This is a genomic window from Streptomyces sp. NPDC006551, from assembly GCF_040611675.1.
Classification (GTDB): Bacteria; Actinomycetota; Actinomycetes; order Streptomycetales; family Streptomycetaceae; genus Streptomyces.
This window is the reverse complement of the sequence record NZ_JBEXOT010000014.1, coordinates 89,911-114,091: the sequence shown is the minus strand read 5'-3', so window position 1 is coordinate 114,091 and position 24,181 is coordinate 89,911. Positions and strand designations below refer to the sequence as shown.

The 24,181-nt window shown below is 72.7% G+C and carries 20 protein-coding genes; 9 read left to right on the top strand and 11 right to left on the bottom strand.

Annotated features, from left to right (window positions below; all coding sequences use genetic code 11):
- From ABZY12_RS16180 to ABZY12_RS16140, 9 genes are all read right to left on the bottom strand, one after another.
- Entirely contained in the window at nt 1–1,053 is a 1,053-nt protein-coding gene (locus tag ABZY12_RS16180) for a glutamate ABC transporter substrate-binding protein (RefSeq protein WP_356890604.1), read from the bottom strand.
- Nucleotides 1,054–1,064: 11 nt separating this feature from the next.
- Complete coding sequence (locus ABZY12_RS16175; protein WP_356890650.1) at nt 1,065–2,339, bottom strand: hypothetical protein; 1,275 nt, start codon at nt 2,337–2,339, stop codon at nt 1,065–1,067.
- A gap of 404 nt (nt 2,340–2,743) precedes the next feature.
- A complete protein-coding gene (locus tag ABZY12_RS16170) occupies nt 2,744–3,715 on the bottom strand; it encodes a BadF/BadG/BcrA/BcrD ATPase family protein (RefSeq protein WP_356890602.1) in 972 nt (323 codons plus the stop codon).
- Nucleotides 3,706–4,971 carry a 6-phospho-beta-glucosidase gene (locus tag ABZY12_RS16165; protein ID WP_356890600.1) on the bottom strand — a complete coding sequence of 422 codons (1,266 nt, stop codon included), beginning with the start codon at nt 4,969–4,971 and terminating at the stop codon, nt 3,706–3,708. The genes ABZY12_RS16170 and ABZY12_RS16165 overlap by 10 nt, the downstream gene beginning before the upstream one ends.
- Nucleotides 4,972–4,980: 9 nt before the next feature.
- Nucleotides 4,981–5,883, bottom strand: coding sequence for a carbohydrate ABC transporter permease (locus ABZY12_RS16160; RefSeq protein WP_356890598.1), 903 nt, complete (start codon nt 5,881–5,883; stop codon nt 4,981–4,983).
- A gap of 2 nt (nt 5,884–5,885) precedes the next feature.
- Nucleotides 5,886–6,767, bottom strand: a complete 882-nt coding sequence (locus ABZY12_RS16155; RefSeq protein WP_356890648.1) for a sugar ABC transporter permease — start codon at nt 6,765–6,767, stop codon at nt 5,886–5,888.
- A 135-nt stretch (nt 6,768–6,902) separates the two neighbouring features.
- A complete protein-coding gene (locus ABZY12_RS16150) occupies nt 6,903–8,240 on the bottom strand; it encodes an ABC transporter substrate-binding protein (RefSeq protein WP_356890596.1) in 1,338 nt (445 codons plus the stop codon).
- 61 nt (nt 8,241–8,301) lie between these two features.
- Entirely contained in the window at nt 8,302–9,516 is a 1,215-nt protein-coding gene (locus ABZY12_RS16145) for an ROK family transcriptional regulator (RefSeq protein WP_356890594.1), read from the bottom strand.
- Nucleotides 9,517–9,734: 218 nt separating this feature from the next.
- Nucleotides 9,735–10,802, bottom strand: a complete 1,068-nt coding sequence (locus tag ABZY12_RS16140; RefSeq protein ID WP_356890592.1) for a mechanosensitive ion channel family protein — start codon at nt 10,800–10,802, stop codon at nt 9,735–9,737.
- Between the two features lie 249 nt (nt 10,803–11,051).
- On the opposite strand from ABZY12_RS16140, the gene ABZY12_RS16135 reads away from it, so the two are divergent.
- Nucleotides 11,052–11,615: an HNH endonuclease gene (locus tag ABZY12_RS16135; RefSeq protein WP_356890590.1), complete on the top strand. Its 564-nt coding sequence runs from the start codon at nt 11,052–11,054 to the stop codon at nt 11,613–11,615.
- A gap of 24 nt (nt 11,616–11,639) precedes the next feature.
- On the opposite strand, the gene ABZY12_RS16130 is transcribed toward ABZY12_RS16135, so the two are convergent.
- Nucleotides 11,640–14,663, bottom strand: coding sequence for a beta-N-acetylglucosaminidase domain-containing protein (locus ABZY12_RS16130; RefSeq protein ID WP_356890588.1), 3,024 nt, complete (start codon nt 14,661–14,663; stop codon nt 11,640–11,642).
- 190 nt (nt 14,664–14,853) lie between these two features.
- Here ABZY12_RS16130 and ABZY12_RS16125 point away from each other — a divergent pair, with 190 nt between their 5' ends.
- From ABZY12_RS16125 to ABZY12_RS16115, 3 genes are read left to right on the top strand one after another with little or no spacing between them, the layout of a single operon-like run.
- Entirely contained in the window at nt 14,854–15,060 is a 207-nt protein-coding gene (locus tag ABZY12_RS16125) for a hypothetical protein (protein WP_356890586.1), read from the top strand.
- Between the two features lie 59 nt (nt 15,061–15,119).
- On the top strand, nt 15,120–17,222 hold the full coding sequence (malQ, locus tag ABZY12_RS16120; RefSeq protein WP_356890584.1) for a 4-alpha-glucanotransferase: 2,103 nt from the start codon (nt 15,120–15,122) through the stop codon (nt 17,220–17,222).
- A 20-nt stretch (nt 17,223–17,242) separates the two neighbouring features.
- The gene (locus tag ABZY12_RS16115; protein ID WP_356890582.1) at nt 17,243–17,470 is read left to right on the top strand and encodes a hypothetical protein; all 228 of its coding nucleotides are present in this window, start codon (nt 17,243–17,245) and stop codon (nt 17,468–17,470) included.
- 68 nt (nt 17,471–17,538) lie between these two features.
- On the opposite strand, the gene ABZY12_RS16110 is transcribed toward ABZY12_RS16115, so the two are convergent.
- Complete coding sequence (locus ABZY12_RS16110; protein ID WP_356890580.1) at nt 17,539–18,057, bottom strand: MarR family transcriptional regulator; 519 nt, start codon at nt 18,055–18,057, stop codon at nt 17,539–17,541.
- Between the two features lie 143 nt (nt 18,058–18,200).
- On the opposite strand from ABZY12_RS16110, the gene ABZY12_RS16105 reads away from it, so the two are divergent.
- The 5 genes from ABZY12_RS16105 to ABZY12_RS16085 all read left to right on the top strand — a co-directional run bounded on the left by ABZY12_RS16105 (nt 18,201) and on the right by ABZY12_RS16085 (nt 24,140).
- Entirely contained in the window at nt 18,201–19,151 is a 951-nt protein-coding gene (locus ABZY12_RS16105; RefSeq protein ID WP_356890578.1) for an EamA family transporter, read from the top strand.
- 25 nt (nt 19,152–19,176) lie between these two features.
- Complete coding sequence (locus tag ABZY12_RS16100; RefSeq protein ID WP_356890576.1) at nt 19,177–20,130, top strand: DMT family transporter; 954 nt, start codon at nt 19,177–19,179, stop codon at nt 20,128–20,130.
- A gap of 10 nt (nt 20,131–20,140) precedes the next feature.
- Nucleotides 20,141–21,055 (top strand): LysR family transcriptional regulator, encoded by a 915-nt coding sequence (locus ABZY12_RS16095; protein WP_356890574.1) that lies wholly within the window; start codon nt 20,141–20,143, stop codon nt 21,053–21,055.
- Nucleotides 21,056–21,119: 64 nt separating this feature from the next.
- Nucleotides 21,120–22,262, top strand: coding sequence for an allantoicase (gene alc / locus ABZY12_RS16090; protein ID WP_356890572.1), 1,143 nt, complete (start codon nt 21,120–21,122; stop codon nt 22,260–22,262).
- Between the two features lie 159 nt (nt 22,263–22,421).
- Nucleotides 22,422–24,140: an FG-GAP-like repeat-containing protein gene (locus ABZY12_RS16085; protein WP_356890570.1), complete on the top strand. Its 1,719-nt coding sequence runs from the start codon at nt 22,422–22,424 to the stop codon at nt 24,138–24,140.
- Nucleotides 24,141–24,181: the final 41 nt, after the last annotated feature.

Genomic DNA, 24,181 nt, shown 5'->3' with positions numbered 1-24,181 from the left:
CTACTTGTACTTCGGTGCGGGCGGCCCGAATATCCCGGGCAGGTCCGCCTTCAGCCACTTGACGTACGCCGCCGTCCAGGCGCCCTGCCGGTACTGGACGAGGACCTGGTTGACCCGGCGGACGAGGTCGTCGTTGCCGAGCTTGGCGGCGACGCCGTAGTACTCGGTGGTGAACGGTCTGCCCTTGAGCTCGACCGCGGGGTCCTGGGCGGCCTGGCCGGCCGCCAGGGCGTTGTCGGTGACGACGGCGTCGACCTCGCCCATCTGGAGCCTGGCCAGACAGTCCAGCTGGTTGGGGACGGTGAGCCGGTCCTTGTCGTCCTTGGTGCCGTCGCCCTCGTCCTTGTACAGCGCGCCGAAGGAGTCGTGCTCCAGGGCCTCGTAGGCGGTGGAGCCCTCGGCCGTGCAGACACGCTTGCCGCTCAGCGAGGAGTCGTAGCCGGTGATGGGCGACTCCTTGGGAGCGAGGACCTGCTGGCCGGCCTGGAAGTAGGCGGTGGAGAAGGCGACCTGCTGGATCCGCTTGCAGTTGATCGTCATCGTGCGGACGACGAGATCGACCTTGCCGCTCTCCAGGGCGGCGATCCGCTGGTTGGTCGGAATGGCCCGGAAGACGATCTTCTCGTCGCTGCCCAGGATGTCCTTGGCGATGGCCCGGGCCAGGTCGATGTCGAAGCCCTCCAGCGCGCGCGTGCTGGGGTTGCGGTATCCCCAGCGGTAGCTGGACTGGTCGACGCCCACGACGAGCTTGCCGCGTTCCTTGATGGCGGCGATCGAGGGGCCGTCGGCACCGGACGGGGTGAGCGAGGCCTCCGGGTTCTCGCAGGTGTCCGCTCTGACCGGCATGCCGGTTCCGACGCCGCCGCCGGGGCCGGAGACGCGGGGCGGGTCCGCCCGGCCGGCTCCGTCGTGCGCCAGCGGCAGCAGCGTCAGCGAGGCGGTGAGTCCGCAGGCGACGGCCATGGCGGCGACCCCGCCCCAGCCGCGCAGCCGCGCCAGGGGACGCCGCGGAGCCCGGTGGTGCGTTCCCGTGCCGTCGACGCCGTTCCGCATCCCGCCCTCTCTCACCGGTACTCCGACAGCCTGCGGTTGATCCCCAGGATCGCACCGGCCGCGCCGAGGACTCCGAGCGCGGCCGCGCCGAGCGGGAGTCCGCTCAGCGCGCCCCGCCCGCCGTCGGCGGCGCGGGTGAACTCCCTCTGCTCGTGGTCCAGGGCCTTCTTCAGGGCCGCGTCGACCTGGTCGAAGGACTGCCCGGTGGACTCCTTCGACCCGATGACCCGGGCCAGCGCGCCCTCGAAGTCTCCCGCGTCGTCCTTCTCGCGGACGACCGTGTGGCGCTGCCGCCACTCGGCCGTACGGTCCGCGGCCTCGCTCAGCGGATCGCGCCCGGCGTCGTCGTCGGCCAGCTCCCGGGCCCGGGCGAGCGCGTCCGTCAGCGCCCGCATCCCCGTGGCGTAGTCCGTCTCGTACTTGTCGTTCTTGCCGTCGTCGGTGAGGACCGCGCCCCGCGAGACCATCGCCAGGTTCTCGTTGGCGCGGGCCTTCAGGGAGTTGATCCGCGCGGTGTTGAGCACCTGGAGCGAACTCTGCCCGTGGTCGCGGGCCTCGCTCAGCCCGGCCCGGGCGACCGTGTGCCCGGCCGCGAGCCAGAGCAGCGTGATCACGGAGGCGGCCGTCGCGGCGAGCAGCCCGTGGTTGAACACCCGGTTGGTCCGGGCGTAGTTGCGGCGCTGCGCCCACAGGAGGGCGGCGAGGGTGAGGATCCCGAGCGCGAGGGAGAGCAGCGGCCAGTCCCGCGCGTCCTCCTCGTCCCGGTGGAGCCTGGCCGTCTCCGCCTCGTACAGCCGCTCGGCCGCCGGGAGCAGTTCGGTGGTCATCTGCTGGTTGGCGTACCGCAGATAGGCACCGCCCAGCGGCAGACCCTGCCGGTTGGCGGCCCGGGCCCGCTCGATCAGGCCGGTGTAGCGGGGCAGGAATTCGTTGAGCGTGGCGATCTCGCGGGCCGACTCCGTCGAACCCTCGGTGCTCGCCGCCGCCTTGACCAGCAGCCGGGAAGCCGTCGTGATGTCGTCGGCGTACCGCTTCAGGACCTCCGGGGGCTCCTCCGCGCCCGCCAGGAAGGCGCTCGCGGCGGCGGTGTCGGCGTCGGCGAGCGAGCGGTAGATGTCGGCGGCGTCGGCGCTCAGGGGCTGGCTGCGGCTCACCACGTCGTCGGCCGAGGCGGCCCGGCCCGCGACCTCGAAGGCGGTGACCGTACCGAACGCGACGACCAGCAGGGCCAGTACGGCGCCGAGGACCCGCAACCGGCCGGGTTCGGTGGTCGCGGCCTTGCGCAGCCACTCCCTGCCCTCGTCCCAGGCCCCCCGACCGGCGGGCGGGGCCGCGCCGGGCGCCGGCGACGGCTGAACGGGCGCCGGCGAAGGCTGCGCGGGCACGCCGCCGCCCGGGTGCGCGGGCGCGGTGTCCGGCGCCGATGCGACGGGCGCGTTCGGCGGGTATGTCACGTGACCTCCCCCATGGTCGACGACGGCTGCCCGGCCAGCAGTATGACCTCAGGGGCCCCACCCGCACACCGGGAATGACGCGATCTTGTTCCTATCGTGCCCCATGCCCCGGCCGCCCCCACGGGCGAACCCTCTACGTTGAATACGTCGTCCGGCCGGAATCGGTTCCACCACGAAAGGGTGAACGGGGCGTTCCCCGACCGCGGAACGCCCCGTTCACCCGACGGACGAAGAACTCAGGAGTAGTGCTCCCGGAGCCGGGCCGCGGCGTCCGGCCCCTCCCCCCACGCGTCGAGCGCGAAGAGTGCCGCGCCCAGGACCGGCGGCGCGGTCACCACCCCGATCACCGCCTTCGGCGCCTTCACGGCAAGGAGTTCCGCGATCCGGTCGTCCAGCTCCGGGTGGCGGGCCGCCAGCACGCTGCCGCCCAGCATCACCGGCGCCTCCTCGTCGAGGAGGCCGAGCCGCCCGAGCGCGACCGACGACAGGGCGACGACCTCCTCGGCGAGCCGGTGCACCAGCGACCGGGCGACGGCGTCGCCCTCCGCGCTCGTACGGAACAGCACGGGCGTCAGCTCGTGCCGCCGCCCGAAGGGGATGCGGCCCAGATGCAGCGCCTCGATCAGCGCGTACATCGTCTCCAGGCCGAAGTGCGCGGGCAGGGCGCGCGCCAGCTCGGTCGGCTCGCCCCGCCCGTCCTCCGCGCGGGCCGCGAACCACAGTGCCTCCTCGGCCAGTCCGCTGCCGCCGCCCCAGTCGCCGGAGATCCGCCCGATGGCGGGGAAGCGGGCGGTCCGGCCGTCCGGCAGCATGCCGACGCAGTTGATCCCGGCGCCGCACACCACCGCGACGCCCCGGGGCTCGTCGAGCCCGGCGCGCAGGATGGCGAAGGTGTCGTTGCGCACCTGGACCGAGCGGCTCCAGCCCCGCGCCGCCAGGGCGGACGTCAACTCCCGCTCCTCCACCGGCAGATCGGCGTTGGCGAGGCAGGCGGAGACATGCGCGAACGACATCGGAAGCCCCGCTTCCGAGGCCGCCCGCCCCACCGTCTCCGCGAGCCCGTCGAGCGCCGCCTCGACCCCGACGACCGGCGGCTGGAACCCTCCGCCGCGCGCCGAACCTAGGACGTCACCGCCCCGGCCGACGACCGCCACGTCCGTCTTGCTGTTCCCGGCGTCGATCGCCAGCAGGACTCCGTTCAGGCCCACGCGAGGTGCTCCCGGTTGTGCGCGATCAGCCGGTCCGTGAGCCCCTCGGCGTACGCGAACTGCCCGACCAGCGGGTGCGCGAGCAGCGCCTTGAACACCCGGTCACGGCCGCCCCTCAGGGCCGCCTCCAGGGCCAGGTCCTCGTACGCCGTCACGTTCGCGATCAGCCCGGCGTACAGCGGGTCGACCTCGGCGACCGGCAGCGGCGAGGCGCCCTGCGGGCCCACCGTGGCCTGCACCTCGATGACGGCGTCGTCCGCCAGGAAGGGCAGCGTGCCGTTGTTGTACGTGTTCACCACCTGGTACGGCGACCCGGTGCCCCCCAGCAGGGAGGCGGCCAGGTCCACGGCGGCCTCCGAGTAGAAGGCGCCGCCGCGCCTGGCGAGCAGGGCCGGCTTCTCGTCGAGCGCCGGGTCGCCGTACATCGCGAGGAGTTCCTTCTCCATCGCGGCCACCTCGGCGGCCCGCGAGGGCTTGGTGCCGAGCTCGCGTACGACCTCGTCGTGCGCGTAGAAGTAGCGCAGGTAGTACGAGGGGACGACGCCGAGCCGGTCGACGATCGGGCGCGGCATGCGCAGGTCGTCGGCGATGGCGTCGCCGTGCTCGGCGAGCAGCCGGGGCAGCACGTTCTCGCCCTCGGGTCCGCCGAGGCGGACGGCCGTCTCCCAGGTCAGATGGTTGAGGCCGACGTGGTCGAGATGGATCTCGGCCGGCGAGACGCCGAGCAGCTTCGCGAACTTGCGCTGGAAACCGATGGCCACGTTGCACAGGCCGACGGCCTTGTGGCCGGCCTGGAGCAGCGCGCGCGTGACGATGCCGACGGGGTTGGTGAAGTCGATGATCCAGGCGTCCGGGTTGGTGCGCCGTACCCGCTCGGCGATGTCGAGGACCACCGGAACGGTCCGCAGCGCCTTGGCGAGACCGCCGGCGCCCGTCGTCTCCTGGCCGACGCAGCCGCACTCCAGCGGCCAGGTCTCGTCCTGGAGGCGCGCGGCCTGCCCGCCGACCCGCAGCTGGAGCAGGACGGCGTCGGCGCCCTCGACGCCCGCGTCGACGTCCGAGGTGGTGACGATCCTCCCGTCGTGTCCCTGCTTGGCGAAGATCCGCCGGGCGAGCCCGCCGACCAGCTCCAGCCGGTCGGCGGCCGGGTCGACGAGGACGAGTTCGGTGATGGGCAGGGTGTCGCGCAATCGCGCGAATCCGTCGATCAGTTCGGGGGTGTAGGTGGAGCCGCCCCCCACGACAGCGAGCTTCATATCGGTCAGCTAGCCCTTCACTCCGGTCAGTGTGACTCCCTCGACGAACGCCTTCTGGGCGAAGAAGAACACGAGGATCACAGGAGCCATGACCAGGACGGTCGCGGCCATGGTCAGATTCCAGTCGGTGTGGTGCGCCCCCTTGAAGGACTCCAGGCCGTAACTCAGCGTCCACGCGCCCGGGTTCTCGGAGGCGTAGATCTGCGGTCCGAAGTAGTCGTTCCAGCAGTAGAAGAACTGGAACAGTGCCACGGCGGCGATGCCCGGCCTGGCCATCGGGAGTACGACCTTGACGAGGGCGCGCAGTTCGCCGCATCCGTCGATCTTGGCGGCCTCGATGTACTCGTTGGGGATGGTCAGCAGGAACTGGCGCAGCAGGAAGACGGCGAAGGCGTCGCCGAACGCCATCGGGATGATCAGCGGCCACAGGGTGCCGGAGAGATCCATCTGCTTGGCCCAGAACAGGTACATCGGGATGATGACGACCTGCGGCGGCAGCATCATCATCGAGATGACCAGCAGCAGCGACAGATGCCGGCCGCGGAAGCGGAGTTTGGCGAGCGCGTACGCCACCGGGATCGAGGAGACGACCACGAGCGCGGTGCCGAGGCCCGCGTACAGCAGGGAGTTCCGCCACCAGGTGAGGAAGCCCGGGGTGTCGAAGACCCGGAAATAGTTGTCCCAGTGCCAGGTGTTCGGGGTCAGATCCCGGGTCAGCGCCTGCTGGTCGCTCATCAGGGACGTCAGGAAGACGAAGACGAACGGCAGCACGAAGAAGAGGGCGGCGGCGATCCCGAGGGAGTGCACGGCGATCCAGTGCAGCAGCGACCTGCGGCGGGCACGCTTCTCGGCGGGGCTCGCCACGGGCCGGTCGGGGGCGGAGGCGACGGACGCGGCGGACGATGTGGTCATGATCAGTCACCCGAGCCGATCAGGCCGCCGCGCCGGCGCATCAGCAGCGCGGTGAAGGCCATGGAGAAAGCGAAGAGCACCAGCGCCACGACGCAGGCCGCGCCGTAGTCGAAGCGGCCGAAGCCGAGGTTGTAGACGAGCTGCGGGAGGGTGAGCGTGGAGTCGTCCGGGTAGCCCGGCTCGAAGGTCTGGCCGGAGCCTCCCATCACTCCCGAGGCGACCTTGGCGGCCACGATCGGCTGGGTGTAGTACTGCATCGCGCCGATGATCCCGGTCACCACAGCGAACAGCACGATCGGCGAGATGTTCGGCAGCGTGACGTACCGGAACCGCTGCCAGGCGGAGGCGCCGTCCAGCTCCGCGGCCTCGTACTGCTCCTTCGGTACGTCGAGCAGCGCGGCCATGAAGATGACCATGAGGTCGCCGACGCCCCACACGGCCAGGACGGTCAGGGCCGGCTTGGCCCAGTCGGCGTCGTTGAACCAGGAGGGGGCGGGGATGCCGACCGCCTCCAGGAGCGAGTTGACCGGCCCGGTGCCGGGGTTGAGCAGGAAGACGAAGGCCAGCGTGGCGGCCACCGGCGGGGCCAGGTACGGCAGGTAGAAGAGGGTGCGGAAGACCCCGACACCCGTCTTGATCTTGGTGATCAGCATGCCGACGCCGAGGCCGAACACCACCCGGCAGGCGACCATGACGACGGCCAGCCACAGGGTGTTCCGCATCGCCGGCCAGAACTTCGGCAGGTCCGAGAAGACGTACGTCCAGTTGTCCAAGGCCCGCCACGTCGGCGGGTTGAGACCGTCGTACTTCATGAACGAGAAGTAGACGGTCGACAGGAGCGGATAGGCGAAGAAGACGCCGAATCCGATCAGCCAGGGCGACATGAACGCCGCGGTGCGAAGCGCGTTGCGCACGCGCCTCGACCGCAGCGTGGGACGCCCGTCCCGGGGGGCGGCGGCCGGGGCGGCCGGCCGCTGCGTGGGCAAGGTGCCGGTGCTCATGAGTGCGCTTCCCGGCCGCTACTTCGCCTGGGCGATGTCGCGGTCGATCTGGGCCGCGGTCTCCTGAAGGCCCTTCTTCAAGTCCGTGACCTGGCCCTTCTCGTACTTCTGGGCGAAGTCCTGGAGGGTGTCCTGGTAGGTGGAGCCGTTCACCGCGCCGTCCGAGGTGGTCGACTCGGGGTGCTGGGCGATGTCCAGGAAGGTCTTGAAGCGCGGGTCGAACTTCAGGTTCGGGGACTTCAGCGCCTCCAGGGTGGAGGGCACGTTGCCGATGCCGTTGGCGAAGTTCACCACGGCCTCGGTGTTCGTGGTCATGTACTTCACCAGCTGCCAGGCCGCGTTCTGCTTCTCGCTCTGCGGGGCGATGCCCATGATCGTGCCGGAGAGGTAGCCCTTGCCGTACTCGGCCACCTCGTCGTCGGCGACCGGCAGCGGCGCGACGCCGACCTCGAAGCCGACCTTGGCGTCCTTGATGAAGTTCAGCCGCCACTCGCCGTCGAGCTGCATGGCGACCTGTCCGGTGTGGAAGGGGTGCTTCGCGCCCCATTCGTCACCGAAGGTCGTGCGGTACCTGTCCAGCTTCGCGAACCCGCCGAGGCTGTCCACCAGCGACTTCTGGTACGTCATCATCTCGGCGAAGGCCGGGTCCTTGGCGACGTTCGACTTGCCGTTCGCGTCGAAGTACGTGTGGTCCCACTGCGACATGTAGTGGCTCACGACGGTCTCGTAGCCGAGGTAGTTCGGCATGAAGCCGAGCTGCTCGTAGGAGTCGCCCTTCGGCTTGGTCAGCTTCTTGGCGACCTGGGTGAACTCCGACCAGGTCTTCGGCGGGGCGGTGATGCCGGCCGCCTCGAAGGCGTCCTTGTTGTAGTAGAGGCCGTACGCGTCGGAGAGCAGCGGCAGGGTGCAGCGCACGCCCTCGAACTGCGTGTACTCCTGCAGGACCTTCGGGAACGTCTTGTCGAGGTCGAGCTTGTCCTTCTCGATGAACGGCTTGAGGTCGGCGAGCGCGCCCGAGGCGCAGAACTTGCCGACGTTGGCCGTGGTGAAGGAGGAGACCACGTCCGGGCCGTTCGAGCCGCCCGCGCGCAGCGCCTGGTTGAGCTTGTCGTCGTTGATGTTGCCGACGACCTTCACCGTGATGTTCGGGTGCGCCTTCTCGAAGCGGTCGACGTTGTCCTGGATCGCCTTGACCTCGGACGGTGCCGACCAGCCGTGCCAGAAGGTGATCGTCGTCTTCGCGTTCGGGTCGTCGCTCGCGCCGTTGCCCGCGGAGCCCGTACAGGCGGAGGCGAGGACGGCCATGGAGGCGGTGGTGGCGAGCGCGATCGCGGCTCTGCGGGGGCGTACGGGCATGGCGAAGTCTCCCTGGGGCGGAGGGCTGTGGCGGAGGGGTGCCGGTGGGACGGGGCGGGGGCTAGCGCGAGGTGTCGAAGACCTCGTCGCGGGTGGCGGCGAGGGCGCGTTCGAGCGCGCCGCGCAGCACGGGATTCCGCTGTACGGCTCCGAGGACGAGCCGGGGCCGGGACGCGGCGAGTTCGGCCAGCTCCGACTGGACGCGCTCGCGCAGGGGCTCCCCGCCGGCGACGGTCACGGCGCCGGAGAGGACGAGGAGTTCGGGGTCGAGTACGGCGACGAGGGAGGCGAGACCGGTGGCCAGCCGCTCGGCGTACCGGTCGAGGAGCGCGGCGTAGCGCGGGTCGGTGGCGTGGTGGACGGCGGCGTGGGACAGCAGTGCGGACGCGGTGGGGACGTACGGCTGCTCGACGGTGTCGATCCCGAGGTCCCGGGCGATCCGGGGGACGGCCTGGACGCCGGCGAGCTCCTGGAAGCCGCCGGAGTTGGCCTTGGTCACCTGCCGTACGAGCGGGGTGCCGGGCACGGGCAGGAAGCCGACCTCGCCGGCGCCGCCGGTGAAGCCGCGGTGGAGGCGGCCGCCGAGGACGAGGGCGGCACCGAGGCCCTCCTCGTTCCACAGCAGCACGAAGTCGTCGTGGCCGCGGGCGGCGCCGAGGCGCTGTTCGGCGACGGCGGCGAGGTTGACGTCGTTCTCGTACTCGAACGGCATCGGGAGGACGGTGGCCAGCTCCTCCAGGAGGGTGGGGGAGTGCCAGCCGGGCAGGTGGGAGGCGTACCGCAGCCGGCCGGTGGCCGGGTCGAATGCGCCGGGGGTCCCGATGACGAGCCGGTGCACCTCGGACCGGGTGATCCCCGCGTCCTCGGCGGCGCCGTCGAGGGCGGTGGTGACCTGCCGTACGACGCCCTCGGCGGCCCGGCCCGGTGTCGCCAGTTCGAACTCGCCGACGACCTCGCCGGTGACATCGGCGACGGCGGCGCGGATGCGGTGCGGGGTCACGTCGAGTCCGGCGGCGAAGGCGGCCCGGGCGTTGACCGCGTACAGCTGGGCGCTGGGTCCCGGCCGGCCCGCGGTGGTGCCGGTGGCGACGACGAGCCCGGCGGCTTCGAGCCGGGCGAGCAGCTGCGAGGCGGTCGGCTTGGAGAGCCCGGTGAGCTTGCCGATCCGGGTCCGGGACAGGGTGCCGTGCTCCAGGAGCAGATCGAGGGCGGCACGGTCGTTCATGGCGCGCAGCACCCGTGGGGTGCCGGGGGTCCCCGGGGTCGTACCGGCCATGACGGATGCACCTGCCCTTCGGCTCTGGTCGGGGGCCCATTCTGCTGCCCCACGGCCCGGTCTCCCAACTGCGCCGGGGCGGCTCTGTTAGGAAAGTTTCCTATTCGGTGGGAGGACCGTAGGACGGGCGTCGGCGGGCCGTCAATACCCGGGAACGCGCGACGCCCCCGAAGGCAACCAAAGCGTTACCTGCGGGGGCGTCGCGGACGGAGCGAGCGCTACTTCGAGAGGTTGGGCGAGGACGGCGGGATGGGAGTGGCCGCCGCGGACTGCGGGGAGGTCGCGGAGGCGAACGCCGAGGGGGCCGCCATGCCCGCCGTCGGGTCCGCCGTGGACTCCTCGGCCTGCGCCGGGACGCCGCCCACGATCCGGATGCCGGCCTCGTCCAGGGCCCGCTTGATCCGCCAGCGCAGCTCGCGCTCGACCCCCAGGGCCTTGCCCGGCATCGTCTTCGCCGCGACCCGGATCGTCATCGAATCCAGCAACACCTCGTTGAGGCCGAGGATCTCGACCGGACCCCACAGCCGCTCGTTCCACGGCTCTTCCTTGGCCATGGCCTCGGCGGCCCCGGTGATCACCGCGCGGACACGGTCCAGGTCCTCGGTCGGGCGGACGGCGACATCGACCGCCGCCGTCGCCCAGCCCTGGCTGAGGTTGCCGATCCGCTTGATCTCGCCGTTGCGCACGTACCAGATCTCGCCGTTGTCGCCGCGCAGCTTCGTCACCCGCAGACCGACCTCGATGACCTCACCGGAGGCCACACCGGCGTCGACCGAGTCACCGACGCCGTACTGGTCCTCAAGGATCATGAAGACACCGGAGAGGAAGTCCGTCACCAGGTTCCTGGCACCGAAACCGATCGCCACACCCGCGACACCGGCCGACGCGAGCAGCGGGGCCAGGTCGATCTGGAAGGCGCCCAGGATCATCAGACCGGCCGTGCCCAGGATCACGAAGGACGCGACCGAACGCAGCACCGAGCCGATCGCCTCGGAGCGCTGCCGGCGCCGCTCGGCGTTGACGAGCAGCCCGCCGAGCGCGGTGCCCTCCACCGCCTGGGCGGAGCGGTTCATCCGCTCTATCAGCTTCGTCAGGGCACGGCGGATCGCCATCCGCAGCAGCAGGGCGACGACCAGGATGAGGAGAATGCGCAGACCGGTGTTCAGCCAGGTGGACCAGTTCTCCTCCACCCAGCCTGCGGCGTTCGTCGCCTTCTCCGCCGCCTCGTCCAGGGTCACCGGAACAGGCTGCGGATCGGCGGCGGCCACCAGGGCGGACCAGGACACGACAGAGACCTCCAGGCATCACGTACGCAGACCATCCACACTAACGGGGCATCCGATGCGTTCCCCTCGCCCTGTTCGAGGGAGAGACCGACCTCACGCGGGAAATACTCCGGAGACGATGCCGTTGTGGTCGAGAACACCCCAAGCCCGTTACGGCTGCATGGTGGCGTTCCGACCAGGCATGAGGAGAGACTGAGAGCAGTTCGTCCCGGCGCGAGCCACGCGCCGCCGGCGTATTAGGAGGCATCCGTGCCGCATGTCCTGGTCCTCAACGCGTCGTACGAGCCCCTCGGCGTCGTACCGCTCCGCCGCGCGCTCGTCCTCGTCCTCGAGAACAAGGCACTGTGCCTCGAGGAGTCCGGCGCCTTCCTGCACAGCGAGACCCGCGTCATCCCGGCACCCAGCGTGGTCCGGCTGAAGCGGTTCGTACGGGTCCCCTACCGGGGGCCCGTTCCTTTGACCCGCAGAGCCCTCTTCGCCCGCGACGGCGGACGCTGCATGTACTGCGGTGGCGTCGCAACCAGCGTCGACCACGTCGTTCCGCGCAGCCGCGGGGGCACGCACGCCTGGGACAACGTGGTGGCGGCCTGCCGCCGCTGCAACCACGTGAAGGCCGACCGGCACCTGCGCGAGCTGGGCTGGCGCCTGCGCCACCAACCGGCGCCGCCGACCGGCCTGGCGTGGCGGATCATCGGGACCGGGCACCGGGACCCGCGCTGGCTGCCCTACCTCCAGCCGTACGGCGCCGACGACGTCATGGCCCGGATCGACGCCGTCTCCCACGTCCCCGCGGGGGCCGTGAAGACGGGCTGATCCGGGCTCTGTCGGCGCGAGGCGCTACTCCCCGGGCCGCGGCGGCTCCACGGGCTGCCGCGGCTCCTCCGGCTGTTCCGGTTGGTCCGACCCGCCGGGCTCCGCCTGCTTCTCGGTCCGCGGCGGGGCGACCGCATACGTCTCCACCGACCAGAGGGAGTAGCCGTACTCCGTCGCCCGCGCGTCACCCTGCACGCGCAGGAAGCGGGTGTCCGCCGCGTCCATACGGACCGACTCGCGACCCCCGCGCCCGTCGGCGACCGTGGCGGCGGTCCGCCAGGAGCGGCCGTCGGCGGAGACCTGGACGCGGTAGCGGGAGGCGTACGCGTCCTGCCAGTGCAGGACCACCTGTCCTATCCGGGCCGGCCGCGGAAGCTCCAGCTGCCACCAGGCGCCGTCCACCGGTTCGGAGGACCAGCGGGTGGCCGGGTCGCCGTCCACGGCCGCCGCCGCCGGGAAGTCGGGGGTCTCGTCCCCCGAGGACGACGCCGTCGCCGTCCGCGCCAGGTCGGGTCCCGCCGTGCGCGGGAAGGCGCGGACCGTCAGGACCCGCTCCTCGCCGGCGAAGGTCACGGGCACCCGGTAGGAGCCCGCAGGCACATCCGCCGCCACCGAGACCCGCACGGGCACCGTCGCGCGCGTGCCGCGCGGCACCCGGATCTCCCTCGGCAGCCGCACCTCGATGCCCTTCGGCGCCTTCGCGGTCAGCGCCCCGCGCACCTCCCCGGCCCGCCGGCCCGCCAGCCGGATGTCGACCCGCTGCGCGGGGCCGCCGATCTCGGCGTCCGTCTCGGCGCGGGCGAGCTCCAGTTCGGCGCGCGGTTCGTCGGCGAACCACGGCACCAGGGACCGGACCTCCGGAGCCGTACCGCTCCACACGATCCGCACCGCGTCCGCGCGCAGCCCCTTGAGCTCCGTCTGTGTGTAGCCGGACGCGGACAGCGGTCCGAGCGTCCGCCAGCCCTCGCCGGGGACGTGCGCCTCCACGCGCGCGTCCGGCCCGGCGGCCGCGCCCGGCTCGGTCATCGCGGTCACGGTCTCCAGGGGCCGGGAACGGTCGAGCCGGACGGTGTACGAGTCCGGCGCCCGGTCCGCAGGCCGCCCGGCCCGCTGCGCCCGGTCCGCGCCCGTCCAGGCCGCCGACTCCGCCACCGCGCGCGTGAGGAAGGGATCGAGGACGCCCTTGCCGACCGTCACCTCGCTCGACCTCACGGCCTCCCGCAGCGGCTCCAGACGCAGCTGGGACCGCCAGGCCGCCGCCCCGTCGCCACGGGCCTGGGCCAGCAGCATGTCGACCGCCGTCTCGCCGGCCAGGCCGTACCGCGACAGCTGCTCCAGCCACGGCCGCGCCTCGTCGTCCAGCGAGCCGTCGGCCGTCGCGGCCAGCCGCCCGGGGGCCTCCCGCATCACCGTGAACGCCGCCCGCAGCTCGCGCGCCGCCTTCTCCCGTGTCGCCGGGTCGGGGGCCGTCCGGCTGTTCCAGAACGCGGTCATCAGCGGCTTGAGATAAGCCGACTCGCCCGCCGGGTCGAGGATCGAGGAGGCGTCGTTCCCGGCCAGCGCCCACAGCGCGGCGCGCGCCGCCGGGTCCGGCCCGGCCAGCTCCGCGACGGCGGCCCGCCAGGACTCCTGCGGCCGGTACCCCTTCGGGTTCCAGGCGTAGTCCGCGGCGGTGAACAGCGGGATGCGGGAGACCGCCGCCTGCTCCATGGCGTTGGTGAGGAGCGCGGCGGAACCGGCCGCCACGGCCGGCTCGCGGCCTGTGTAGGGGCCGAGGAAGAGCCGGTCCTGGGCGTAGTCGTTCACCGGGTAGTTGTCCATGGTCACCAGCGGATGACGGAACACCCCGCGGGCACCGGCCAGTTCCCGCCCGGTGATCGTGCGCGGGACGACCCCGACGCCCGTCCAGGCCACGCGTACCCGGTCGGCGAGTTCGGCCGCGAGGGCCGTGCGGTACTCCGTGGCGCCGTCCTGGTAGTACTCGGTCGGCATCAGGGTCAGCGGTTCGGCGTCCGGATACCGGCCGGCCAGGTGCCGGTCCACGGCGCCGGCCACGCGCGCGTGGGCGGCGGCCGCCGCCCGGGGCCCGCGTCCGAAGGTGTCCGCGTCCTTCCCGCAGTGCCACTCGCTGTAGCTGACGTCCTGGAACTGGAGCTGGAAGGAGCGCACGCCGAGCGCCCACATCGCGTCGATCTTGCGCAGGAGCGCCTTGACGTCGTCGTCCGACGCCAGGCACATGGACTGGGCGGGCGCCACGGCCCAGGCGAGGGTCACATGGTTGGCGCGGGCCCGCTCGGCGAGCGCGCGGAACTCGGCGCGCTGATCGGCCGGGTAGGGGTCGCGCCACTGCGTCTGGCGGTAGGGGTCGTCCCCCGGGGCGTAGAGGTAGCGGTTCTGCTTCGTGTGGCCCATGAAGTCGAGGTGGGCGAGGCGCTGCTCCAGGCTCCAGGGGCGGCCGTAGAAGCCCTCGGTGAGCCCGCGCACGGCGGTGCCGGGCCAGTCGCGGACGACCACGCCCGGGACCTCGCGCCGCTCGCCGACGAGCTGACGCAGCGTCTGGACGGCGTGGAAGAGACCGTCCTCGCCGACGCCGTCGAGGGCGACCGTGTCCCGGCCCTGGACCCGCCCGGTCGCCAGCCGGTAGCCGCCGCGCGGCAGATCCGCCCGCTCGGGCACGCGCAGCGCCCGCAGGGCCTCGCCGGAGGCGGCGGAGCCCGCGCGGATCACGGTCCCGCCGCCGGGCAGGGACGTGTGGACGGTCCGTACCCCCGCCGCCCGCAGCACCTCGCGCAGCGCCGCGACGGCGTACGGATCGGCGTCGGCGTCCGTGAGCAGCGTCACCTGATCGCCGAGCGGCACCGAGGGACCCGCGCCCTTCAGGGACTGCGGACGCGGCCACACCGAGGGCACGGCCCGCTGCTCGTCGGGGGCGGTGAGGGGGGAGACCGGCGCGGCCTGGGCGAGCCCCGGCATGCCGCCGCCGAGGAGACCACCGATCACCGCGGCGGCCACGGCCGACGCGGTCCGCTTCCTGCGCCCGAGGTGCACGTGGGACTCCTTTTGTCACGAGTGGGTCACGAGCCCACCACCCGTCAGGCGGAGGTGTCAATGCGCATGGCCGATGTGTCTGCTTTGCCCGGCGGGGTGGCACCCCTTCGCCAAGTCGGGCCGGTAAAACGGGGTGGGCTGGGTAGGGCTCAGTCGTTGTCCCACCTGTCGAGACGTAACGGGAGCCCGCATGTCCGTGTCCACCCCCCACGCCAACGTGACGATCGCCCGGTCCAAACAGATACCCCTCCTGATCCCGGGTCCGCTGACCAGCGAACCCCCGCTCGCCGACGCCGCACCCCTCACCAGTGAGCCGCCCTTGACGGACGCGGCCCCCCTGACCAGCGAACCCACCGCCCCCGGCACGGCGGGCGGCACGGAGTCCCCCGGAGTCTGACTCGCCGGACACCCCCTCGGGCCGCCCAGCCGCCGGCCCCGGAGCCCTCGGAGCGTGAAGTGACCCTGGCCCGCCTCGCCGCCCTCCATGGCGTCGCCACCGAGTACGAGCCCTCCGAGGGCGTCACCGTCCGGGTGCCCGACGCCACCGTCGTGGCCGTGCTCGGCGCCCTGGACGTCGACGCCTCCACACCGGAGGCGGTCGAGGCCGCGCTCGAGACGGCCGGGCGGGCCGAGCGGGAGCGCCTGCTGCCCGCCACCCTGGTGCGCTGGCAGGAGGACCCCGCGGGCCCGGCGGGACCGGTGCGCCCGCCCGAGGACCTGCCGCCCGGGACCCGGCTGCGGGTCACGACCGAGTCGGGCGAGGTGGTGGAGGGCGAGGACTGGGACCGGCTGCCGCCCGGCGTCCACACGGTCGACGCCGTCGCCCCCGAGGGGCGCGGCGGACGGAGCACGCTGATCGTCGCCCCCGCGCGCGTCCCCCGGCCGGAGCGGCGGTCGTTCGGCCTGCTCGTCCAGCTGTACTCCGTGCTGTCCGCCCGCTCCTGGGGCATGGGCGACCTCGGCGACCTGCGGGAGCTGGTCACCTGGGCGGGCCGGACGCACGGCGCCGGGTTCGTCCAGGTCAACCCGCTGCACGCGGCCGTGCCCGGGGCGCCCACCGACCCCTCCCCGTACCGCCCCTCCTCGCGTCGCTTCCCCGACCCCGTCCATCTGCGGATCGAGGACATCCCCGAGTACGCACACGTGGCCCCCGAATACCGAGCCGAACTGGACTCCGTCCTGACCGACGCCGCCGAGCTGCGCGAACGAGTCCTGCGCAAGGGGGCGCTGATCGACCGGGACGCGGTGTGGGAGGTCAAGCGGCGCGCCCTGGAGCTCGTACGGACCGTGGAGCTCGGCCCCGGCAGACGCGCCGACTACCGCGACTTCCTGGCCGAGCGCGGCCGCGCCCTGGAGGATCACGCCACTTACTGCGCGCTCGCCGAGCGCCACGGTCACCACTGGCGCACCTGGCCGGAGGAGCTGCGGGAGCCGCGCTCCGCCGAGGCGGCGGTCCGCGCGGGCACGGGGCCGGGGACCGGGCTGCGCGACCGGATCGACTTCCACTGCTGGCTCGCCTGGTTGACGGACCGCCAGCTCGCCGCCGCGGGGGCGGCGGCGGACGAGGCCCGGATGGCCGTCGGTGTCGTCCACGACCTCGCGGTGGGCGTCCATCCCGACGGCTCCGACGCCTGGGCCCAGCAGGACGCCTTCGCCGCGGGCATGTCGGTCGGCGCCCCGCCCGACGCCTTCAACGCCCTAGGCCAGGACTGGGGGCTGCCGCCCTGGCGCCCCGACGCCCTGGCCGCCTCCGGCTACGCCCCCTACCGCGGGCTCCTGAAGGAACTGCTGCGCCACGCGGGCGCCCTGCGCATCGACCATGTGATGGGCCTGTTCCGGCTCTGGTGGGTCCCCGAGGGCCGCGAGCCCACCGAGGGGACCTACGTCCGCTACGACGCCGAGGCCATGCTCGCCGTCCTCGCCCTGGAGGCCGACCGGGCCGGCGCCGTCGTGATCGGCGAGGATCTCGGCACCGTCGAGCCGGGCGTGCGCGAGCGGCTGTCCCGGCGCGGGGTGCTCGGCACGTCCGTGCTCTGGTTCGAGCGGGACTGGACCGGCACCGGCCGCCCGCTGCCGCCCGAGGCGTGGCGGGCCGACTGTGTGGCCACCGCCACCACCCACGACCTCCCCTCCACCGCCGCCCGCCTCAGCGGCGACCATGTGGCCCTGCGTCACCGTCTCGGTCTGCTCACCGGCGACCTGGAGCGGGAACGGAGCCGGGACGCGGCCGAGACCCGTGAGTGGCTCCGCCTGCTGCAGCGGCTCGGGCTGCTCCCGGAGGGCCCGGGGGACGAGGAGGCGGAGATCAGGGCGGTGCACCGGTTCCTGCTGCGTACCCCGGCTCGGATGGTGGGGGTATGGCTGCCGGACGCGGTGGGGGACCGGCGCCCGCAGAACCTGCCGGGGACCTGGGACCAGTACCCCAACTGGCGGCTGCCGGTCGCCGGTCCGGACGGACAGCCGCTCGGCCTGGAGCAGCTGGCCGCCTCGCCGCGGCTGCACCGGCTGCTGAGCGTGTTCGGCGCCCGTACGGCACCCCCGGGCGCGCGGCCCGTTTAGGGGTTCGCTACGTTTGCACCGTGGACAAGAAGAACGCCCTGCGCGCCGGTGCTGTCGCGGCCGGTACGACGCTGATGATGCTGCTCATGTCGTCCCCCGCGCTCGCGCTCACCCGCGACGACGGTGACGACCCGGCCCCCAAGCTGAGTGTCGTCGAGACGCTCGGCCTGTACGTGGTCGCACCGATCGTGCTGTTCCTGGTGATCGCCGGTCTGGTGATGGTGCTCGACAAGTCCAAGAAGGCCTGACCGCCTCCTCGTCGTTCCCGCGAGGGCGCCGCACGGTACGAGCTACCGTGCGGCGCCCTCGCGTGCGTTCAGGCCGTGGTCGCGAGCAGCTTGCGCAGCAGCCCGGCCAGCTGTTCCGCCTCCTCCTCGGTGAGCGCGGACTCCAGGGCCGCCCGCTGCTGGGCGAGACCGGCCCCGACGGCCTGGTCCACCAGCTCCCGGGCGTGATCGCTCAGGGTGACCCGCAGCCCGCGCCGGTCGTTCGGGTCGGGGCTGCGGCTGAGCAGTCCGGCCTTCTCCAGCTTGTCCAGCCGGCCGGTCATCCCGCCGGTGGTGATCATCAGCGTGGCGGCCAGCTCGCGCGGTGAGAGCGTGTACGGCTCCCCGGACCTGCGCAGGGTCCCGAGCACGTCGAACTCGCCGAGCCCCATGCCGTAGGGCGCGTACGCCTTCTCGACCCGGCCGCGCATGGCGGCGGCCAGCCGGTAGATCCGCCCGAAGACCGCCATCGGGAGGGTCTCCAGATCGGGCCGGACGGCTGCCCACTGGTCGATGATCGCGTCGACGGGGTCGTGGGCGGGGCCGGGACCCGGGGTGTGCTTCTCCATGACGACAGTCTCCTCCCTCCTTCCACTCGATGACAAGAAAGCCACTTGCAAGTAAGTAGCTTAGTGCTAAGTTAATTACCACCAAGCCACTCTGGGCCGCCACGAGCCCGGAGCCCCGGCATACCGGATCAGGGGGAACCGTCATGTCCCGTAAGGCCGCCGTCGTCGCGCTCACCGCCCTCGCCCCCGTCTCCTGGGGCTCCACCTACTTCGTCACCACCGAGTTCCTGCCGCCCGACCGGCCTCTCTTCACCGGGCTGATGCGCGCCCTGCCCGCAGGGCTCCTGCTCCTGGCGGTCACCCGCAAGCTCCCGCGGGGCGCCTGGTGGTGGAAGGCGGCGGTCCTCGGCGGCCTCAACATCGGCGCCTTCTTCCCTCTGCTCTTCCTCGCCGCGTACCGGCTTCCCGGCGGTGTCGCCGCGGTCGTGGCCTCCGTCGGCCCGCTCTTCGTCGTCGGCCTCGCCGCCCTCCTCCTGGGCGACAGGCCCACCGTGCGGTCCCTGCTCACGGCCGTGGCCGCCGCCTTCGGCGTCAGTCTCGTCGTCCTCAAGGCCGGTGCCGCCCTCGATCTCGTCGGCGTGGTCGCCGGGCTCCTCTCCGCCCTCTCGATGTCCGCGGGCGTCGTCTTCACCAAGCGCTGGGGCCGCCCCGAGGGGATCGGCGCCCTCGCGCTCACCGGCTGGCAGCTCACCGCGGGCGGCCTGATGATCCTGCCGATCGCGTTCCTGATCGAGGGTGCCCCGCCGGCCCTCACCGGCACCCATCTCGCCGGCTACGCCTACCTCGCGTTCGGCAACACCGCGATCTCCTACTACCTCTGGTTCCGGGGCATCGAGCGGCTGGACGCCTCCTCCGCCACCCTCCTCGGCCCGCTCTCGCCGATCACCGCGGCCGTCATCGGCTGGGCGGCGCTCGGTCAGGCGCTGGGTCCGGTGCAACTGCTCGGCATGGTGATCGCCTTCGGCGCCACCGTGATCGGCCAGCTGGGCCCCCGTACCCCGAAGGTCGCCACGAAGAGCACATCGTTCAGCTCAGCTGAAAAGAACGATGAAAAACTTTCGATGGACCTGGAGAGTTCTGCGGTGCGACGGTAGGGCCACCGCAACCGAAAGGACCCCCGTGGCACTCCTGGACCGCGCCCGGACCGCACCGAGAACGACCGACGAGCCGGCCACCGCGAAGAACCTCGCGCGGGGGGCCGGCCTCGGCCTTCTCCTCGCGCTCGTCGCCACGGTCGTCTGGTCCGGCAGCTTCGTCGCCACCCGGGACATGGCCGACTCCGTCCCGCCCGTGCAGGCCGTCTTCTGGCGCTGGATCATCGCCCTCCTCGCCGTCGCCCCGCTCGCGGCCCGGCGGACCTGGAGCCAACGGGCCCTCATCCGCCGCCACTTCCGCTTCGTCGCCCTCGCCTCGCTGTTCGGCATCGCCCTCTACAACACGCTCGTCCACCAGGCCGGACTGACCACCTCCGCCTCCAACATGGGCATGATCATGGCCGCGTCCCCCGTGATCATGTCGCTCTTCTCCCGGCTCGGCGGTGAACGCCTCGGCGCACGCCGCACCGTCGGGACGCTGCTCGCCGCCCTCGGGGTGCTGCTGCTCGTCGGCAGGGGTTCGCTCACGATCGACTTCGCCGCCGGCGACCTGTGGATGTTCGCGGCCGCCCTCTCCTTCGCCTCCTACAGCGCACTGCTCAAGCGCAAGCCCACCGAGATCGACCCCCTCGCCTTCCTCCTCACCACCTTCGTGCTCGGCGCCCTGATGCTGCTCCCCGCGTACGCGATCAGCCTCGCCGTCCAGGGCGGCTTCGAGGCGACCACCGGCACCGTCGGCCCCCTGCTCTACGTCGGCGTCCTCTCCTCCGCCGTCGCCTTCTTCGCGTGGAACAAGGCCATCGCCCTGATCGGCGCCGCCCGTGCCGGAGTCGTGTACTACCTCCAGCCGGTCTGCGTCGCCGTGCTCTCGTACGTGCTCCTCGGCGAGGAGCTGGGACTGCTGGGCGGGGCGTGCACGGCCCTCATCCTCGGCGGGGTCGCACTGGCCGCGGCCCACGGGAAACGAACCGCCCGATAGGTTGCGCCCCATGACCGAGTGGGACATCAAGAAGCTCCAGATCCTCCGTACCCTCCGTGATCGCGGCACCGTCACCGCGACCGCGGAGGCGCTGCTCATGACCCCTTCGGCCGTCTCCCAGCAGCTCACCAATCTGGCCCGACAGCTCGGGGTCCAGCTCCTGGAGGCACAGGGCCGCCGTGTCCGGCTCACCGACGCCGCCCATCTGGTGCTCCGGCACGCGGAGGCCGTCTTCGCCCAACTGGAGCGGGCCGACGCCGAACTCGACGGATACCTGCGCGGCGAGGCCGGTGAGGTGCGGGTGGCCGCCTTTTCCACGGCCGTGCCCGCGCTCGTCGTCCCCGCCGTCCAGCACCTGCGGACCGCCCACCCCGGGCTCGGCGTCCGCGTCCGCGAGGCCGAGGCGGCGGAGGCGTACGAACTGCTCACCGCCGGAGAGGTCGATCTGGCACTCTCGCTCGCCGCCCACGCCCCCTCCGCGCGCGACCCCAAGTTCAGCCGCGTCCCCCTCCTCGCCGACCCGCTCGACATCGCCCTGCCCAGCGGGCACCCGCTCGCCGACGCGCCCGGGCTGCGGCTCGCCGACCTCTCCGCCGAGCCCTGGATCTTCGGCGGCTCCGGTCCCTGGTCCGAGATCACCACCGCCGCCTGCGAGGCCGCCGGCTTCGTGCCCGAGCAGGCGCACAGCGCAGCGGGCTGGACCGCGATCCTCGCCATGGTCGAGGCCGGCATGGGAATCGCCCTCGTGCCCCGCATGGCCTCCGCCGAACGCCGCGCGGGCGTCGTGATGCGCGTCCTCTCCGCCGACCAGCCGCGCCGCCATGTCGTCGCGGCGGTACGGCGCGGGGCGGAGGAGGGCCCCGCCGTCGCCCGGGTGCTCACCGCGCTCCGGCAGGCGGCGGCGGCCCGCGAGACCGTTCAGTAGAGCTGAAGACATCCGTCGAAAACATTCGATGGACCTGGGCTCCGGCGCACGGGAAGGTCGGGGCATGACCTTCGAGACGAGCAACGACCAGGATCCGCACGCCAACGACGCCGCCCCCTACGGCGGCGGCGACCCGTACGCCGACTACCGCACCGGTGACTTCCCCTTCACCGAGCTGGTCGACCTGGCCGACCGCCGCCTCGGCGCCGGTGTCGTCGCCGCCAACGACGAGTTCTTCGCCGAGCGCGAGAACCTCCTCGTCCGCGAGCGCGCCGTCTTCGACCCGGAGCACTTCGGCCACAAGGGCAAGATCATGGACGGCTGGGAGACCCGCCGCCGCCGTGGCGCCGACGCCGGGAACGTCTTCCCCGCCCCCGAGGACCACGACTGGGCGATCATCCGCCTCGGCGCCCCCGGCGTCATCCGGGGGATCGTCGTCGACACCGCCCACTTCCGCGGCAACTACCCGCAGCGCGTGTCCGTCCAGGCCGCGGCCGTCGAGGGCTCGCCCAGCCCCGAGCAGCTCCTCGCCGACGACGTGAAGTGGGAGGAGATCGTCCCGCCCACCCCCGTCCGCGGCCACGCCGCCAACGGCTTCGAGATCAGCAGCGAACGGTGCTGGACCCACATCCGGCTCTGCCAGCACCCCGACGGAGGCATCGCCCGGCTCCGCGTCCACGGCGAGGTCGTGCCCGACCCCGAGTGGCTGGAGCTGCTCGGCACCCTCGACCTGATCTCCGTACTCAACGGCGGGGTGTACGAGGACGCGTCGGACAAGTTCTACTCCTCGCCGACCCAGATCATCCTGCCGGGAACCTCCCGCAAGATGGACGACGGCTGGGAGAACCGCCGCCGCCGGGTCCGCGGAACCAACGACTGGGTCCGCTTCCGGCTCGCCGCCCAGGGCGCCGTGCGCGCCGTCGAGATCGACACCGCCTACCTCAAGGGCAACTCGGCGGGGTGGATCGCCCTCCAGGGCTGCAACGGCGATCCCTCCACAGGCGCGGAGTGGTTCGAGATCATCCCCCGCACCAGGCTCCAGCCCGACACCCCGCACCGCTTCAAGCTCCCCGCACAGGCCGTCGTCACCCATGTCCGCCTCGACGCCTTCCCCGACGGCGGCGTCGCCCGCATGCGACTCCACGGCACCCTCACGGAGCAGGGCTCGGCCGAACTGCGCCGCCGCTACGAGGAGCCGAGCGGCTGACACCGGTTTCCGCCCGGCGACGCGGCCGCGCGCCGACGCCCGCCCGCCGGGCGGACCTCAAGCACGCCGAAAGGGGTGCCCCGCGGGGGAGGGCGCCCCTTTCGCCGTCTCCTCTGATCATTAGTCTGTCCGGACCTGCTGACACCTGGGGGAACGGACATGAGGAACCTTCGAAGAACGGCCCTGCGCTGGGGAGTCCGGCTCGCCGCCACCCTGGCGCTGCTCGCCGGCACCGTGACCGTGGCCGCGGCCGACACCGTCGACCCGGCCACCGCGCCGCCGGTGCGGACGATCACGTACAACGTCTGCGGCGGCTCCACCTGCCAGAGCGAGCTGGACCTGCCCACCTGGACCGCCAAGCTCCGCGAGCAGACCGTCAGCTGGAACGCCGACGCCGTCATGCTCCAGGAACTGTGCGTCGGGCAGTGGGCCTCCCTCCGCGATGCCCTGCCCGGCTACAGCGCCGTGTGGACGAGCACCACCACCACACCCGGTTGCGCCAAGTGGTCCGCCACCGGCGACGCCCGCTTCGGTCTCGGCGTCTTCGTCAAGGCCCCGGCCGTCGAACGGTACGTCGCCGACCTCGACGTCCCGGCCGACCAGGAACCCCGCGCGGTGCTCTGCGCTCGCGGCCCCGTCGACGGACGCACCACCCTGGCGTGCACCACCCACCTCGCCCAGTACATCCGTCCGGACAACGGCTCCGCCCAGGCCCTCGCCCATATCGACACCTGGGCCGCCGGCGTCCCGGTGATCCTCGGCGGGGACTTCAACGCGGGCGCGGACTACGCCGCCCTCGACCCGGTGCGCGCCGGACTCCCCGGCACCGGCCGGTTCGCCGAGGCGGACGAGAACGACCGCGACTTCTTCACCCCACAGTGCGTCGCCGACGGCGTGAGTGCGTGCGAGTCGGGTGAGGCCACCATCGCCTCGGGCCGGAAGTTCGACCACGTCTTCCTCACCGCCGGCGACTTCCACACCGTACGGGCCGACGCGTTCGAACCCGAGCCCGCCGGTACGGCCCCGCTCTCCGACCACCTGCTGCTGCGGGCGGCCGCCCACCCCGAACCCCGCAAGGGTTCCGGCGTCCCCGGGGACCTGACCGGCGACGGCCGCCCCGACTTCGTGGCCGCCAAGGACGACGGCGATCTGCGCCTCTACTCCGGGACCGGCGGAGGTCGTCTCGCCGCCCAGCGCCAGATCGGCACCGGAGGCTGGGCCGACGCCGTGGTCAGCCACCGCGGCGACTGGACCGGCGACGGCCGCGAGGACCTCGTCGCCCGCATCGGCGATGACTTGTGGGTCTACCCCAACACCGGCAGCGGCGAGCTGGGCACCCGGATCGCGATGGGAGGCCGGCCCACAGGCTGGTCCGGTACCACCCCGGTGAGCGCCGGGGACTTCGACGGCGACGGCCTTCCCGACGTCCTCGCCCGCAGCTCCACCGGCCTGTGGCTGCACCGCGGCGGCGCCGCCGTCGACGGCAAGCCGGGCTTCGCGCCGCGCGCCGCCGTCCGGATCGGCGAACCGGAATGGGCGGGACAGGACCTGCTCCTGCCCGGCGACGCCGACCACGACGGCCGCGCCGACGTCTGGGCCCGGGACCGTGCCACGGGGGCCGTCGAACAGTACGCGGGGCAGGGCGCCCAGCCGCTCGGCGCCCCCCGGGCGCTCGACGGCGGGCCGTGGACGGTCGCCGACCGGCGGCTCGCGGTCTCCGCGGGCGACGGCACCGGCGACGGCACCGCCGACCTGTGGACCACCCGTACCTCGGGCACGGCCGAGAACCTGGAGTTCCTGCCCGGCACGACCACCGGCCTCGGCACGCCGATCACCATCGGCACCGGCGGCTGGCAGTGGATCAAGGCCCTGGGCTGACCACCCGTACACGTGAGGAAAGGGGCCCCGGACGACCGTCC